Below are 13,432 nucleotides of genomic sequence, written 5' to 3' on the forward strand. Positions count from 1 at the left end.
GCTCCGCTTGCTAACTTCGCTCACTGCTCACTATTCACTACTCACTTCTCACTTTCCCTCTAATCCATCATTACAAACGCTGCCCAATAAAAGGGCTCTTTATACTTAGCGCGGACTTTTTTCTGCGCTTCTTTTTTCTTTTATAGCGATTGTCGAATTTGTCAAATTATAGTATAAATAAAGATAACAATGAGTTGGTTTCAATGGCTTCATTCTATATATGAGTATATCCGCCCTGTGCTGGATATAGTGCTTCTCGCCTTTATTTTGTACAAGGGGTATGAGCTTCTGGAAAAAACCCAGGCCCTTCCGCTGGTTAAGGGGACGGGTTTTCTCTTTCTGGTCTACGGCATAGCGTGGTTTCTTAACCTTACAACTTTGCGCTGGGCGCTTACAATAATCGCCCCCGGCCTTTTTATCGCAATCGCGATCGTATTTCAGCCCGAACTTAGAAAAATAGTGCTGCGCCTGGGGCAGACGGAATTTTTCAAGCCTAACGCCATCGCGAATATCGGAAAACTTGACGCTGTTGTAACCGCGGCGGAACTTCTCTCTGAAAAAAGAAGGGGAATGTTAGTTGTTTTTCCACGAAAGATAAATTTAAAAAATATTATTGATACCGGCACAAAAATCATCGCGGAAGACATCGAAGCATATATCGATCTTGCAAGATACTCTAACGAAGGAAATTACAGGGTGCCAGTTCAAATTCGCAAAAAGGGCGGCGCTCTTGGTGTTGAGCCTTTGGAAATATCCGTTCTTCCGATTGAAATACCAATTCTTCTTGAACAAAAAGTGACACGTAACGTCAGCGTATTTCCAGTATTAAGCGGAACAGTAGCCGAAGGTTACGAGCTTGCCAACCAGTCGCTAATCCCGTCAAGCGTAATTGTCGAAGGCCCGCGTTCAATACTTGACGGCCATGTTGAGTTTAACACGGAAACAATTAACCTTGACGGAAGGTATAACGACTTTACCGTTATGGTTAACATAAAAAATGATAACCCTATGCTGTCTATTTACGGAAGCAATTTGTTGGAATTTAGGGGAACAATCAGCCGTATCGCGCGAGAGAGAAGGGCGGAAAGTCCGGTGGAAAACGCAAGCGGCGCTTTAACAAACGACGCATTAACAAGCGGCGCATTAACAGGCGGCGAAGAATGATTACGGGAATCGGCGTTGATATAGTCGAAGTAAAACGCATGGAACGCTGGCTTGGCAATTCGGCGCTGCTTAACAGGTATTTTCATCAGGAGGAAATTTCCCTTGCGTTTTCCAGAAAAAACAGCGCGGCTCAAACATTAGCGGCTAGATTCGCGGCGAAAGAGGCTTTTGGCAAGGCTCTTGGAAGCGGGCTTGCGGAAATTGAATTAAAAGATATTATTGTAATTAACGACGATAAGGGAAAGCCGGATATTAAATTAACGGGAACCGCGCGAGAAGCGTTTGAAAAGTCGGGCGCGGACAAGGCGCATATTTCCCTTACCCATGAAAGGGAGAATGCGGTTGCCATGATCGTTTTGGAGGGGGCGTAAAAATGGTAAGAAAAAAGAAAGTTGAAGATGAAGATAAAGAGTTAAAATTAACTTATCTGTCAAAAAAAGAGTATACCTGTCCTTCGTGCGGAGCGATATTCCGTAAAGAAGAGCTTTTCTCTGGCGGCGGAAGATTGATAGCGGGAAAACTTACGGAGGAGCTTCACAGGTGTTACGAACCTTCAAAAAAATACGGGGTGATTTTTCCGCTTGTATACGAGTCAATCGTCTGCCCTGAATGCTGGTTCTCATCGATGGAAGCGGATTTCCTGTTACTGCCAAAGGAAAACGCGAGAAAGGTAAAAGACGACATGGAAAAACGAATGAAAGAAACCCAGCTTGTTTTTCCAAATGTTGAATTCCATGAAAACAGAACATTGATGGACGGGGCGGCTTCTTTATATCTTACATTACGCTGTTATGACTATTACAACAAGCCGACTTCACCTACAATTAAACAGGGACTTGCCGCTATTAGATGCGCTTGGCTTTTAGACGAGCTTAATGCCAAATATCCCGGCCAGCATTATGACTGGCTTGGCACTCTGTTCAGAAAAAAAGCGCAGTACCTTTACAATGAGGCCCTTTCCCGCGAACAAAGCGGCAGGGAAACTCTTTCCGGCATGAAAGCTTTCGGTCCCGACACGGATAAAAATTATTCTTACGAAGGAATGTTGTACATGTGCGCCTATCTTCGTTATAAATTCGGTCCCGCACATAACGAAGAAGAAAGAAAAATGTCTCTTGAAGACGCCCGCCGTACAATCGCAAAACTATTCGGCATGGGCAAAGCGTCCAAAGACAAACCGGGCGCGTTTCTTGAACTGGCAAGAAAACTCTACGATACAATCAATCAGGACCTTTCCGTAAACGAATAACATGGAAAGAAATATCAAGCTTATCATCGCCTATGACGGAACTGATTTTCACGGATGGCAGAGGCAGGATAATGAAAAAACTGTGCAGGGCGTGATAGAAGACGCGCTTGAAAAAATGCACGGCCATCCTGTAAATCTGACAGGTTCAGGAAGGACTGATTCCGGTGTTCATGCCGTTGGACAGGCGGCAAATTTTTACACGGATATTGAAAGCATTCCCGCAGATCGATTCACTCCCGCGCTGAACTCTTCACTGCCGAATGATGTAAGGGTGCTTGAATCCAGCGAAACAGACGGCGAATTTCACGCCCGCTTCAGCGCAAAGGCGCGGATTTACCGTTATCAATTTATCTGCCGCCCTCTTCTGCCCCATGAAAGCCGTTATAACCTGCATTTACGCCGTTTCCCGCGCCTTGAACTGCTTAACGCATACGGAAGGCTGCTTTTTGGGGAAACCGACTGCTCCATTTTTGCGGGCGCTGGAGACACAAGCGCCTCCAAAAACCGCTATGTTTACAGGGCATATTTTTACGCGGAAAGGGACTCCCTTATTTTTGAAATTTGCGCCAACGCCTTCCTCCGCAACATGGTCCGCTCCGTAGCCGGCACCTTCCTTCACTACGAAGAAACCTCCACCCCTCCTGAAAAACTGCGCGAAATCATCGCCACAGGAGAGCGTTCCTTTGCAGGCCCTACCCTGCCTCCTCAGGGACTATTCCTATGGCAGGTTGAGTATTAACCGCCAAGAATTTCACACAAAGAACACAAAGGAAGAGAAGAACACAAAGAAGAGTCAGGGGTTTATGTCCGTTATCTTATCGTGAAGCCCACGCATAGCCCTCGGACAAAAACCCCTTTCCCCTCTTTGTGATCTTTTTACCTTTGTGATCTTTGTGTGAGATCTTCGGAAAATATTTTTAAAAACCTATTGACAAGTTTTTAAAAAATCCCCATTGTTCACATAGACGAAAAATCTGGACGGCTCGGGATGATGCCGCGCCGTGAAGCCCGGCGCATTGCTCCTGAAGGGAGGCTGGAAGGAAGATATTGATAGGTAGCAATGTTGTCATCAACGGGATTTGTAAATCCTTTGATGATTTCGAAGTGCTCAAGAATGTGAGCCTTGAAATTAAAAAGGGAGAATTTTTTTCCTTGCTTGGACCGTCGGGATGCGGAAAGACTACGCTGTTGCGCATCATTGCCGGTTTTGAACATCCCGATGAAGGAACGCTGACACTGGACGGAAACAATGTGCTTTCCCTGCCCCCAAACAAACGCCATACAAATACCGTATTCCAAAATTACGCTTTATTTCCCCATCTGTCAGTATTTGAAAATGTCGCTTTCTCGCCGCGGTTAAAAAAACTTTCCGAATCGGAAATTAAATCTAAAGTTGAACAGTACTTAAACCTTGTCCGCCTTGAAGGCCATGCCGATAAAAAGCCCAACCAATTATCGGGCGGACAAAAGCAAAGGGTGGCTATCGCCCGCGCTCTAATAAATGAGCCGCGAGTGCTGTTGCTTGACGAGCCTCTTTCCGCCCTTGACGCGAAACTGCGGCAGCACATGCTGATAGAGCTTGACCGCATCCACGATGAAATCGGCATAACGTTCATCTATGTGACGCACGATCAGCAGGAAGCGCTTTCAGTCTCAGACCGTCTTGCGGTAATGAACAAGGGCGATATTTTACAAATCGGCACTCCGCATGAAATTTATGAAAGCCCCTCCACGGATTTTGTCGCCCATTTTATCGGGGAAACCAATCTCTTTGACGGCATTATTACAAGCGTGGAAAAAGTAAAGATAAACGAAAGCAGCGATGAAACGGAATATCTTGCGGAAGTGGAAATCCCTGAGTTAGGCAAAATTAAGGTTACTGACGTTGACGAAGTAAAAGTCGGACAGCACGTAAGCTTTACAATAAGGCCGGAAAAAATTGTCATCACAAAAGAAATGCCGACTACAAAACGTTCTTATATAAACCATTTGCAGGGAATAGTAGATGAGCCTATTTATTCGGGTTTTCAGACAAAGTTCTATGTTAAGGTGCAGGATAAGACTCTTATCCGCGTGATAAAACAACACGCCAATTATTCAGACGAGGGGCCGGACATCCGCTGGAAGGATTCCGTCTTTCTTTCATGGAGCGCCGTTGACGGCTACATTGTCGAGGTGAAAAGTTGAACCTCAAGGCCAAGAATTACGGCCCGCTCTACTCCGCCCCAATGGCGGTTTGGTTCACTATTTTTTTCCTTGCGCCGATTATCATCATCATCCTTTACAGTTTCTTAAAAAAAGGATTATACGGCGGCGTAGAAAAAGAACTGTCTTTTGAAGCTTACCGTTATCTTTCAGACCCCGTATTTTTAAGCATCACCCTTCGCACTATTATAACTTCATTAATCGCTACCGTTATTACAATTTTAATCGCGCTTCCCTGCGGTTATTGCATGGCAAGAAGCAAACATCAAACCTTGCTTTTGCTCCTTATCATCATCCCATTCTGGACAAACTTTCTTATCAGGGTATTCGCGTGGATGACCATTCTTGGAAACAACGGTTTCCTTAATGAAACGCTGGCGCGGCTTGGAATAGTTAAAGATTTTATACCGTTCCTTTACAACCAAAAAGCCGTTATCCTTGTGTTAGTTTACATGTATTTGCCCTACGCAATTTTGCCTTTATTTTCCACCATAGATAAATTTGATTTTTCGCTTCTGGAGGCGGCGCGTGATCTTGGCGCGAACAAACTTACGTCGATGATAAAAATATTGCTTCCCAATATCAGAGGCGGTATGTTTACAGCGGTTCTTTTCACATTCATCCCCATTTTTGGCGCTTATGCGGTTCCGCTCCTTGTCGGCGGCATGGATTCCTACATGCTTGGAAACATAATAGCCGACCAGCTTTTAAAATCGCGTAACTGGCCCCGCGCCGCCGCGATTTCCATGGTGTTAACAGTAGTGACGACAATCGGCGTAGTATGGATGATGTATATACAGAAAAAAGACGCTTCAAAAACAGCCGAAGCTAAAGCGCATAAAACGGCGGCGGAGGGGGTGTAATTTGGGTCAAAGCATAGCGGCAAAAATTATCACCTCTTTAAGGTCGCCAAAAAATCTGGGCGAGGCGGCAAGGCACGCGAAACGAGCGTATAGACAGCGTTTTTCAATGTCGCAGACCGTATTTTTAGTTACTATTATTTTTCTGTTTTTGCCGCTTTTCGTCCTTGTAGTTTATTCATTTAACGCGTCTACAAGCATGAATTGGACGGGGTTTTCCCTGAGGTGGTACGAAAAACTTTTAGGCTCGCGCGAACTGTGGAGGGCTTTAAGAAACAGCCTAATTATAGCCGTATCGTCGGCGGCTACTGCTACGGTGATAGGAACCATAGGCGCGATAGGAATTAACTGGTACAGATTTAAGATGCGCGGCTATGTTCAGACAATTTCATTCCTTCCCATGATTCTGCCGGAAATTATTATTGGCGTTTCACTTTCAATTTTCTTTGCAGGCATCGGCATCCCGCTCGGGCTTTTCACTATTTTTGTCGCGCACACAACCTTTAACCTTCCGTTTGTATTTTTAATGGTCATGGCGCGGCTTGATGAATTTGACTTTTCAATAATAGAAGCCGCCGCCGACCTTGGCGCAAACGAAAAACAAACGCTGTTTAAAGTAACTCTTCCGATATGCATGCCGGGCATTATTTCCGGACTTCTTACGGCGATTACATTATCGTTGGAAGACTTTGTAATAACATTCTTTGTAGCCGGCCCCGGCTCTTCCACTCTGCCGATTTTTATATATTCGGCTATTACAAGAAAGGGCGGCGTTACGCCATTAATAAGCGCCCTTTCCGTCGTGATGATTTTAGGCACCGTACTTCTTTGCGTTATGCTTAGAAAATTTTTAAAGTACATTGCCGCCAAATAATGAATAAGTTTCAACGGAGCTTAAGCTTCGTTAAAACTTAAGCTTCGTTGAAGCAAGCTTCGTTGAAGCTTAAAAATATTTTTTTTGTGGAGGATTTTATGGAGGAAAAGATGGAACTACCCAATTCGGACGCGGTCTTTAGTCAGACTCAAGGAGGCTTACGTTCAAAACAAGAGAAACGTACTGTACGCAGCTTAGCTGCGGTACGCAGATTAACTGCGGCATGCATATTGGGTCTGATTGTTTTTTTGGCGGGAAGCTGTGAGAAAAAGCAAAAGCTTTACATTTACAACTGGACTTACTACACGCCGGATTCCGTGATTGAAAAGTTTGAGAAAGAGTTCAATGTTATGGTTATTTACGATGAATTTGCATCTAACGAAGACATGTACGCTAAACTTAAATCAGGAGGCACCGGTTACGACATTATTTTCCCGTCGGCTGATTATACGTCAATAATGATACAGCAGAATATGCTTGAAAAGATAGATAAATCGTTAATTCCGAATCTTGTTAACATAGATCCGTTTGTTCTTATAAACGCCAAGTATGATCCAAATATGGAATATTCCGTTCCTTATTATTTTGGAGCGGCGGGCGTATGCGTAAATAAGGAAAAAGTTCCCAATTTTGAAAAAAGCTGGTCAATCTTCGCGAGAGAAGACCTGCGCGGCCGCATGACAATGTTAGACGACATGCGCGAAGTAATAGGGGACGCCCTCGCCTTTTGCGGCTATTCGGTGAACACTACGGATAAGGCGCTGATAACAAGGGCAAGGGACCTTATCAACAATTCATGGAAACCGAATCTTGTAAAATTTGACGCGGACGCGTTCGGCAAAGGTTTTGCCAACGGGGAGTTCTGGGTAGTTCAAGGGTATCCTGAAGTAGTATTTGAAGAAATTGCCGAAGATGAAAAGATGCTGGCAAACACCGTATTCTTCTTTCCACGGGAAGGAGGTCCCGCATATATTGACAGCATGTGCATATTAAAGGGATCAAAAAACATAAAACTCGCGCATCAATTTATTAACTTTATTCACAGACCGGATATTTACGCCGAGTTTACTGATGAGTTTGGCTTTCCAGCAACAGCGAATGTACCTGCCCGTAAGTTTAAAAAAAAGGCTCCAATGTACGAGGCGGAGGATCTGTTAAATGTGGAAATCAAGTTTGATCTTGGTCCCAATTTAGACCTCTACAATGACGCATGGTTTAACTCCATAAGGGCTGGCGAATAACAATCTGGCCGTTGCAAGTGAGCAGATAACAAAAGAGATTTTAAGATGTTTACGACATTTCGCTTTTAGCGGGATGTCATAAACATCTGTTTTAAGCTAACGCACAGAGCTTAATTTTATCGAGTATTTGTCTTTCTTTTCATATTAATTTTTTATTTTTTTGCCTTTAACCAATTTATTACTTTTTTGATGCGTTTTACCGGCTGAATAACAATTATTGCCATTATAAATACAAACAACCAAATAATAGTTTGAATTATCAATTCAATATCCCAAATTATTTTAAATTCAGCATTAAATATTGTTGATATTAATGAGAATTTATCCCATCCTGTAATAAACGCAAAAAGCAAGCCCATCAAACTTAATATTATCGCATTCTTGTTTGAAATAATCGAGTTATTTACTTCACAATAGTTCTTTAAAAGTTCTCTTTTTCTATCATAATCGGCAAACATATCATTTATACGAAACTGTTGAAAAATAAAATCCGCTTCCACTTGAGCGCCTAAATATCGATAATTTAGTTTCTCAAACAGAGGTCTGGTATTAATAAAGTGCCTAAACATATTTTGAATTTCTACCATATTAGGAATAGGGTTATTTATTTGTTCATATATTTCCATGCTTGAAACAAGGCAGGCTGTTATTTTAAATATTTCATTTTCTAAAATAAATAATATATTTCCCTCACTGCTAAAATCTTGATTGTTAGGATCAGGCGATATTCTTTTCCAGAATAAATCTTTATCTTCTTCATTAATAATATAATAATATGCGTAAATTGAAGCATAAGCTTTATATGAACTATACATATTATAGTCATCATAAAATTTTTCTTTTTTTGATAAGGTAAAATTTTTAGTCCTTCTCCCATCGGAATATATATATTCGTTAGTACTGTCCGACAATTCTATTTGATGGCTAAATTTATCTTTATATTCTTCTGCGGCCAATATATTAAATAATTTACCCTTATTATGAATATCATTAATCGCCTCAAATTGATTTATATCTGAAAATATTATATGATAAATCTTTCCAAAATATTTATAGCCAAAGTTATTTTTTAAATAGTCCAAAAAAAATATTTTAGTGCTGTTGGAATCTATTTTTCCGCCAAAATGACACCATAATTCGTGAGATTGATCCATCAACAGCGTTAAATCGTGATAATTTATATCCGGTACAACAAAATAAACAATATTAAAAATATGATTGTTGAAAGATGAATTACTTTTTTCTGATGACATAAGAGTTAATTTTTTAACAAACAAATTACTGAGTACGGCAAAAAAATTATAACAACATTGCGGAGTATAGTCATCGTTTAATTCATCATTATAAATTATTACCTGTCCAAACGCCATAGGTTTCCTTTCAAATGTAATATTGCTTGATTCATCACTAAAAATTAATTCATATTCGCTATGTTTTTCTATTCGTTCACAGAATATTTTAGCATACTCCAATATGTTTGATTTATTATCATAAGCGGCATTTTTTATTTTAAACTCTTTTTCATTGTATTTTAAAGAATTGTCGCAGAAGTTATTATAAAACATTTCAGGTGTTGGCTCAATCACTTTTCCTCTGATAGTATTACAGGGAATAGCAAGAACCAAATCAAAATTATCATTATTCATTAAGACCTCATTAATTTTATATCATCTTCCATTTCTTTATAAATTTTTAGTCCAAGATGATTAAGGAAATGTTCGCCAGCCTCAGTAAACGCGTAAGATACAATATCTTTTATTTTTATATTTGAAAATTCTTTAATAAGAATTTCAGAAAATAATTTAGAAATTCCTTTTTTATGAAATTCAGGTTTAATGGCAATTGATAATAAGAAAATATAGTTATTATTATCTTTTAAATTGCAAATATCCGTACTTGCAATATCTCCATCATACACCTTTAATCCTTCAATAACCGATTCATAAAATTCTTCGGTTATAGGAAAATAACAAAGGTATCCTATAATTTTTTCTTCATAAATGGCAAAAATATATGAATCTTTATATGCTTCATAACGTTCAATATCGCTTTGTTGGGTAGCCAATCCATTTTCATGAAAAACAGACATATCTATTTCCTGAATAGAATCAAAGATTTCTTGCCGATTGAAACCTTTAAGGTTTATTCCTTCCTGCCATTTTACAACTTCTATTTTTTCCATATATTCTCCATTTGTTTGCCTTTACTGTTAGAATGTATTTAACTCAATGATGATGATATTAAGACATTCTACTACTTGGACGGCCAAAATTTCAAGAGTCGTTTAGATGGCAAATATCAGCCGTTTTTTATAGAGTTTCAGTGGCATCTTTACAGGGAAAAAACAGCGTAAAATCGCATCAAATTTTACAATTATAGGGGTTTACATTATTTCCAGTTTTTGATATATTTTCGGTATCTGTCAAAAACGGCGGATACAAAAAAATACGGCGTTTAGAGCCATTTATTTACGCCCCACAAGGGCTTTTTTAAGGAAGGATAATATGTCACGGACTTGTGATATTTGCGGAAAACATACAGTAACCGGCAATAAAGTGAGCCATGCCAAAAACCGCACACGCAGGACATGGAAACCCAATTTGGTAAATGTAAAGACCGAAGTAGGCGGCACTACAAAGAAGCTGAAAGTCTGCACAAGGTGCCTAAAAAGCGACTATATCACCAAAAAAGTATAGTCCTGTCAAATGGCGGATCCCGAACTGGTACAAACGCTAGATTATATTCTCAATAAAAGCGACGCCGTTTCAATTGAAGTGCTGGCGGAAGCGGTCATGCGCCGCCATCGCGATTTAATGGTTTTTAAAACAGTGGGCAATATGCCCGACCCGCAAAGAATGTCCAAAGAGATTACTGAAAAAATCAACGCGGGAATTAGCGGCGGCATCGAAAGCATGAAAAAGTCAGTTCAGGAAATGATTTTAAAAATACTGAAAGAACACGCCCCCGAACTTAACGACAAGCAGAGAAACGAACTATGCCAGGCATGGCTTCCCGACGGTATCGGAAAAACCAGCCAGGGCAGCGCACTACCTCCCGACATACTCCTCTCCATGATTGAACAATTTGTCTCTTTCTCTCACGGCGAAATGAATGAATCGACAGACAAAAGCCTCCGCGATGAAATGGGCGCATGGCCCGAGCGCTACTGGAACAGCTTCCCCCCCGTAGTACGGCAAATAATTACAGACTATTTAAAAAATAAAACACCCGAAAAAGAATTTAAAAGTAAAATTTGTATCGCCCTGGGTCTTTAAGAATATTTCACAAAACATTATTCTTAAATTTTATCTCGCAGAGGCGCGAAGACGCAAAGGGCGCAAAGTTCCTATCCGATAGCCCATTATTAACTAAATATATTATTTTAACTACAAATATTGAAGGAAAAACGACGATCTTGCAAACAACAACTTTGCGTCCTTTGCGCCTTTGCGTTCTTTGCGTGAGATTCTTTGCGAAAAATACTTTTCCTACAGACTCCTGCGCCTTTGCGAGAGTTCTTTTTGTAAGTATTTATCAGTATTTGAACTCGCTCCCTCCGATAAACTCGCGCAGGATACTCGTCCCAGGCACATACTGGGGCGGGATTGGGATAAAGTTTTCAAGGAAGGCAAGCAGTCTTACCGCTTCGGCGTATTCGGTCATACCCGGTTTAATCACGCGTAACAGCGGGTCGGCGTAGTATTTTAAAACTGAAAGCTCGTAATCAAGCGCGGTATTAAAAGCGGTGTCAGAGGTGTCTTGGAACGGGAAAATATGCTTGCGTTCCCCGGCTTGCACTTTCGGCCACATCTTAATAGTGCCTGCCGCCTGCATCCCCCTGAATTGGGAATCGCGCACCATGCGCCTTAGAAGCCTGTTGTCGCTTGTTGGAATGCGGTTGTGATCGTCAAGATTTAACTGCGTTAGCGCCGACACGTAAACTTTATACTTTGTTTTTCTGTCGATGCTGTAGGTGAGCGCTTCATTAAGGCCGTGAATGCCTTCGACAATTAAAACGTTATTTTTTCCAAGCCTTATTTTTCTGCCGCCGCCTTCCCTGCGGCTGCCAGTTTTAAAATCGTATACGGGAAGCGTTACTTCCTCTCCCCGGTAGAGCGCCTGCAACTGCTCGTTAAAGAACGGAACGTCAAGCGCTTCCAAACATTCATAATCGGGCTCGCCTTTTTCATCCTTTGGAGCTTCCTTCGTCCCCCTGTAATAATCGTCAAGACTGATGGCGATTGGCTTTAAACCTGAGACCATAAGCTCAATTTCCAGACGTTTGGCGCTTGTCGTTTTTCCAGAACTGGAAGGGCCGGCAATTAAAATCATTTTGATATTATCGCGTTCTTTGCAAATGAGGCGGGCAATATCACCTAACATTCTTTCCTGATGGGCTTCCGCTATTCTGATATACTCCTGAAAATTCCTGTTGGCGATACGGGCGTTCAGTTCCCCTACGACGCGCACGCCGATAATTTTTCCCCATTTTTTATAATCGCTGTAAACCTGAAAAAGCTGAGGCTCATCAACAAATGGGTCGATTGTATTACCCTTGCCGATGCCTGGGAAGCGCAGCAAAAAACCGTCCTGATATGGCATAAGCTCAAAAACGCTAAGAAGCCCGGTATGCGAAAGAAGCGGCTGCACATAAATATCCATATAACCTTTACATTCGTTTACCTTGATGAGCGGGGAGCTTCTATGATCAAGGAGAAGCACCGTGTCAGTCTGATTGTTTTCTTTGAATAACTGCAAGGCTTCTTCATAAGAAAGATATTTAAACGTTATCTGAAGATTTTCTTTAATAATATTACGCATTTCATCGGCGAGGGCTTTAACGTCGTTTTCGTTCGGCTTTTCGCCTGAGCTTAACGTATAGTAATAACTGTTTCCAAGCGAATGTCCTACATACACGCCGGCCTTTGGAAATATTTTCCGCGCCGCAATAGCAAGAACAAAAGAAAGCGTGCGACGATAAACCATAGCGCCTTCGGAAGAGTCCATAAGGACAGGCTCAACCGCCGCGTTCACAAGCAAAGACGTTCCAAGGGGGCGTAATTCGTTATTTTCCTTGATTGCCGCAATTTTCTCAGGCGGTATTCCAAAATTCTCAATTAGAGTCAAAGCGATTGTGCCGTAAGGGCAGACTACCTTTTTATCAATATTGATAAATCTAATTTGTACGTTATTCATGGGATCATTATATCATAAAAAATATTTTTTGTGAAATATCGCTCTCAATTTCCTAACAGTTTCTGTATCAACTCAAGTTTAAGAGAACGCAATTTATCGGTTATGGAAACTTTGTAAATATGTGGATTCAACAGCCTTTTATAAGTCGAATCAAAACTTTCAATATCTGACGCGGCATAGGCTTTTATTTCCTCAAGCGGAGGCTGCTGCGCGGTCAGGATGCCGTTTTCAATGCGTTTTTTCAACAGCGCGGCCGCGCTTCCTTCGATGGTGTAAACAAAATGACGGTAATCCGCGGAAGGGTGCCAGAAGGAATAGCGTTGTCCGGCTTTTAATACGTCGTCATCATCGTCTACGCTTAACACGTCCGCTATTGCGGCTCCGTTTTTATCCTTAATGCGCCAAACTTGTTTTATGCCTGGATTTGTCGTCTTTTCAGGGTTATCTGAAAATTTCATAACTGGGGTAACGTGCGTAACATGGGTTACGCCTGATTTTCCTCTGAGGGCGGCAAGTTTATACACGCCGGTAAATGCGGCGGCGTTATCGCCGGTTACAAGGCGGGTTCCCACTCCCCAACTGTTTACGGGCGCGCCGTCTTTCACGAGCGTTTCAATTATATTCTCGTCAAGATCGTTGGAGA

At 41.5% G+C, this 13,432-nt stretch carries 14 protein-coding genes; 10 read left to right on the top strand and 4 right to left on the bottom strand.

Features of this window, described 5'->3' with window-relative positions:
• The first annotated feature begins 189 nt into the window (after positions 1 to 189).
• The 8 genes from ACYVRA_RS05025 (at position 190) to ACYVRA_RS05060 (ending at position 7,593) form a co-directional block, all read left to right on the top strand.
• A complete protein-coding gene (locus ACYVRA_RS05025) occupies positions 190 to 1,164 on the top strand; it encodes a CdaR family protein (RefSeq protein WP_461251655.1) in 975 nt (324 codons plus the stop codon).
• Positions 1,161 to 1,535, top strand: a complete 375-nt coding sequence (locus ACYVRA_RS05030; protein WP_461251656.1) for a holo-ACP synthase — start codon at positions 1,161 to 1,163, stop codon at positions 1,533 to 1,535. Before ACYVRA_RS05025 ends, ACYVRA_RS05030 begins: the two co-directional genes overlap by 4 nt.
• A 2-nt stretch (positions 1,536 to 1,537) precedes the next feature.
• A complete protein-coding gene (locus tag ACYVRA_RS05035) occupies positions 1,538 to 2,413 on the top strand; it encodes a DUF2225 domain-containing protein (protein WP_461251657.1) in 876 nt (291 codons plus the stop codon).
• 1 nt (position 2,414) lies between these two features.
• Positions 2,415 to 3,152, top strand: coding sequence for a tRNA pseudouridine(38-40) synthase TruA (gene truA, locus ACYVRA_RS05040; RefSeq protein ID WP_461251658.1), 738 nt, complete (start codon positions 2,415 to 2,417; stop codon positions 3,150 to 3,152).
• 308 nt (positions 3,153 to 3,460) lie between these two features.
• Positions 3,461 to 4,600: an ABC transporter ATP-binding protein gene (locus ACYVRA_RS05045; protein ID WP_461251659.1), complete on the top strand. Its 1,140-nt coding sequence runs from the start codon at positions 3,461 to 3,463 to the stop codon at positions 4,598 to 4,600.
• A gap of 41 nt (positions 4,601 to 4,641) precedes the next feature.
• Positions 4,642 to 5,481, top strand: coding sequence for an ABC transporter permease (locus tag ACYVRA_RS05050; RefSeq protein WP_461251660.1), 840 nt, complete (start codon positions 4,642 to 4,644; stop codon positions 5,479 to 5,481).
• Positions 5,482 to 5,587: 106 nt separating this feature from the next.
• Positions 5,588 to 6,352: an ABC transporter permease gene (locus tag ACYVRA_RS05055; protein WP_461251668.1), complete on the top strand. Its 765-nt coding sequence runs from the start codon at positions 5,588 to 5,590 to the stop codon at positions 6,350 to 6,352.
• A 98-nt stretch (positions 6,353 to 6,450) separates the two neighbouring features.
• Positions 6,451 to 7,593, top strand: a complete 1,143-nt coding sequence (locus ACYVRA_RS05060) for an extracellular solute-binding protein (RefSeq protein WP_461251661.1) — start codon at positions 6,451 to 6,453, stop codon at positions 7,591 to 7,593.
• A gap of 152 nt (positions 7,594 to 7,745) precedes the next feature.
• Here ACYVRA_RS05060 and ACYVRA_RS05065 read toward each other — a convergent pair whose 3' ends face one another.
• Positions 7,746 to 9,239: a hypothetical protein gene (locus tag ACYVRA_RS05065; RefSeq protein WP_461251662.1), complete on the bottom strand. Its 1,494-nt coding sequence runs from the start codon at positions 9,237 to 9,239 to the stop codon at positions 7,746 to 7,748.
• Positions 9,239 to 9,775 (bottom strand): GNAT family N-acetyltransferase, encoded by a 537-nt coding sequence (locus tag ACYVRA_RS05070; RefSeq protein WP_461251663.1) that lies wholly within the window; start codon positions 9,773 to 9,775, stop codon positions 9,239 to 9,241. The genes ACYVRA_RS05065 and ACYVRA_RS05070 overlap by 1 nt, the downstream gene beginning before the upstream one ends.
• A gap of 322 nt (positions 9,776 to 10,097) precedes the next feature.
• Between ACYVRA_RS05070 and rpmB the strand changes: the two genes are divergently transcribed.
• Together rpmB and ACYVRA_RS05080 are read left to right on the top strand one after the other, a co-directional pair.
• Positions 10,098 to 10,289 (top strand): 50S ribosomal protein L28, encoded by a 192-nt coding sequence (gene rpmB / locus ACYVRA_RS05075; protein ID WP_461251664.1) that lies wholly within the window; start codon positions 10,098 to 10,100, stop codon positions 10,287 to 10,289.
• A gap of 9 nt (positions 10,290 to 10,298) precedes the next feature.
• Positions 10,299 to 10,868 (top strand): hypothetical protein, encoded by a 570-nt coding sequence (locus ACYVRA_RS05080; protein ID WP_461251665.1) that lies wholly within the window; start codon positions 10,299 to 10,301, stop codon positions 10,866 to 10,868.
• Positions 10,869 to 11,127: 259 nt separating this feature from the next.
• Here ACYVRA_RS05080 and ACYVRA_RS05085 read toward each other — a convergent pair whose 3' ends face one another.
• The gene (locus ACYVRA_RS05085) at positions 11,128 to 12,789 is read right to left on the bottom strand and encodes a nucleoside kinase (protein WP_461251666.1); all 1,662 of its coding nucleotides are present in this window, start codon (positions 12,787 to 12,789) and stop codon (positions 11,128 to 11,130) included.
• Positions 12,790 to 12,833: 44 nt separating this feature from the next.
• The coding region (locus tag ACYVRA_RS05090) for a beta/alpha barrel domain-containing protein (protein WP_461251667.1) at positions 12,834 to 13,432 on the bottom strand (599 nt) is incomplete at its 5' end.

The organism is Treponema sp. R8-4-B8 (assembly GCF_054786175.1).

Coding starts and splice junctions, on each gene's coding strand:
- ACYVRA_RS05025 (WP_461251655.1), top strand. CDS start 190: ATGAGTTGGTTTCAATGGCTTCATTCTATATATGAGTATATCCGCCCT.
- ACYVRA_RS05030 (WP_461251656.1), top strand. CDS start 1,161: ATGATTACGGGAATCGGCGTTGATATAGTCGAAGTAAAACGCATGGAA.
- ACYVRA_RS05035 (WP_461251657.1), top strand. CDS start 1,538: ATGGTAAGAAAAAAGAAAGTTGAAGATGAAGATAAAGAGTTAAAATTA.
- truA (WP_461251658.1), top strand. CDS start 2,415: ATGGAAAGAAATATCAAGCTTATCATCGCCTATGACGGAACTGATTTT.
- ACYVRA_RS05050 (WP_461251660.1), top strand. CDS start 4,642: ATGGCGGTTTGGTTCACTATTTTTTTCCTTGCGCCGATTATCATCATC.
- ACYVRA_RS05055 (WP_461251668.1), top strand. CDS start 5,588: ATGTCGCAGACCGTATTTTTAGTTACTATTATTTTTCTGTTTTTGCCG.
- ACYVRA_RS05060 (WP_461251661.1), top strand. CDS start 6,451: ATGGAGGAAAAGATGGAACTACCCAATTCGGACGCGGTCTTTAGTCAG.
- ACYVRA_RS05065 (WP_461251662.1), bottom strand. CDS start 9,239: ATGAATAATGATAATTTTGATTTGGTTCTTGCTATTCCCTGTAATACT.
- ACYVRA_RS05070 (WP_461251663.1), bottom strand. CDS start 9,775: ATGGAAAAAATAGAAGTTGTAAAATGGCAGGAAGGAATAAACCTTAAA.
- rpmB (WP_461251664.1), top strand. CDS start 10,098: ATGTCACGGACTTGTGATATTTGCGGAAAACATACAGTAACCGGCAAT.
- ACYVRA_RS05080 (WP_461251665.1), top strand. CDS start 10,299: ATGGCGGATCCCGAACTGGTACAAACGCTAGATTATATTCTCAATAAA.
- ACYVRA_RS05085 (WP_461251666.1), bottom strand. CDS start 12,789: ATGAATAACGTACAAATTAGATTTATCAATATTGATAAAAAGGTAGTC.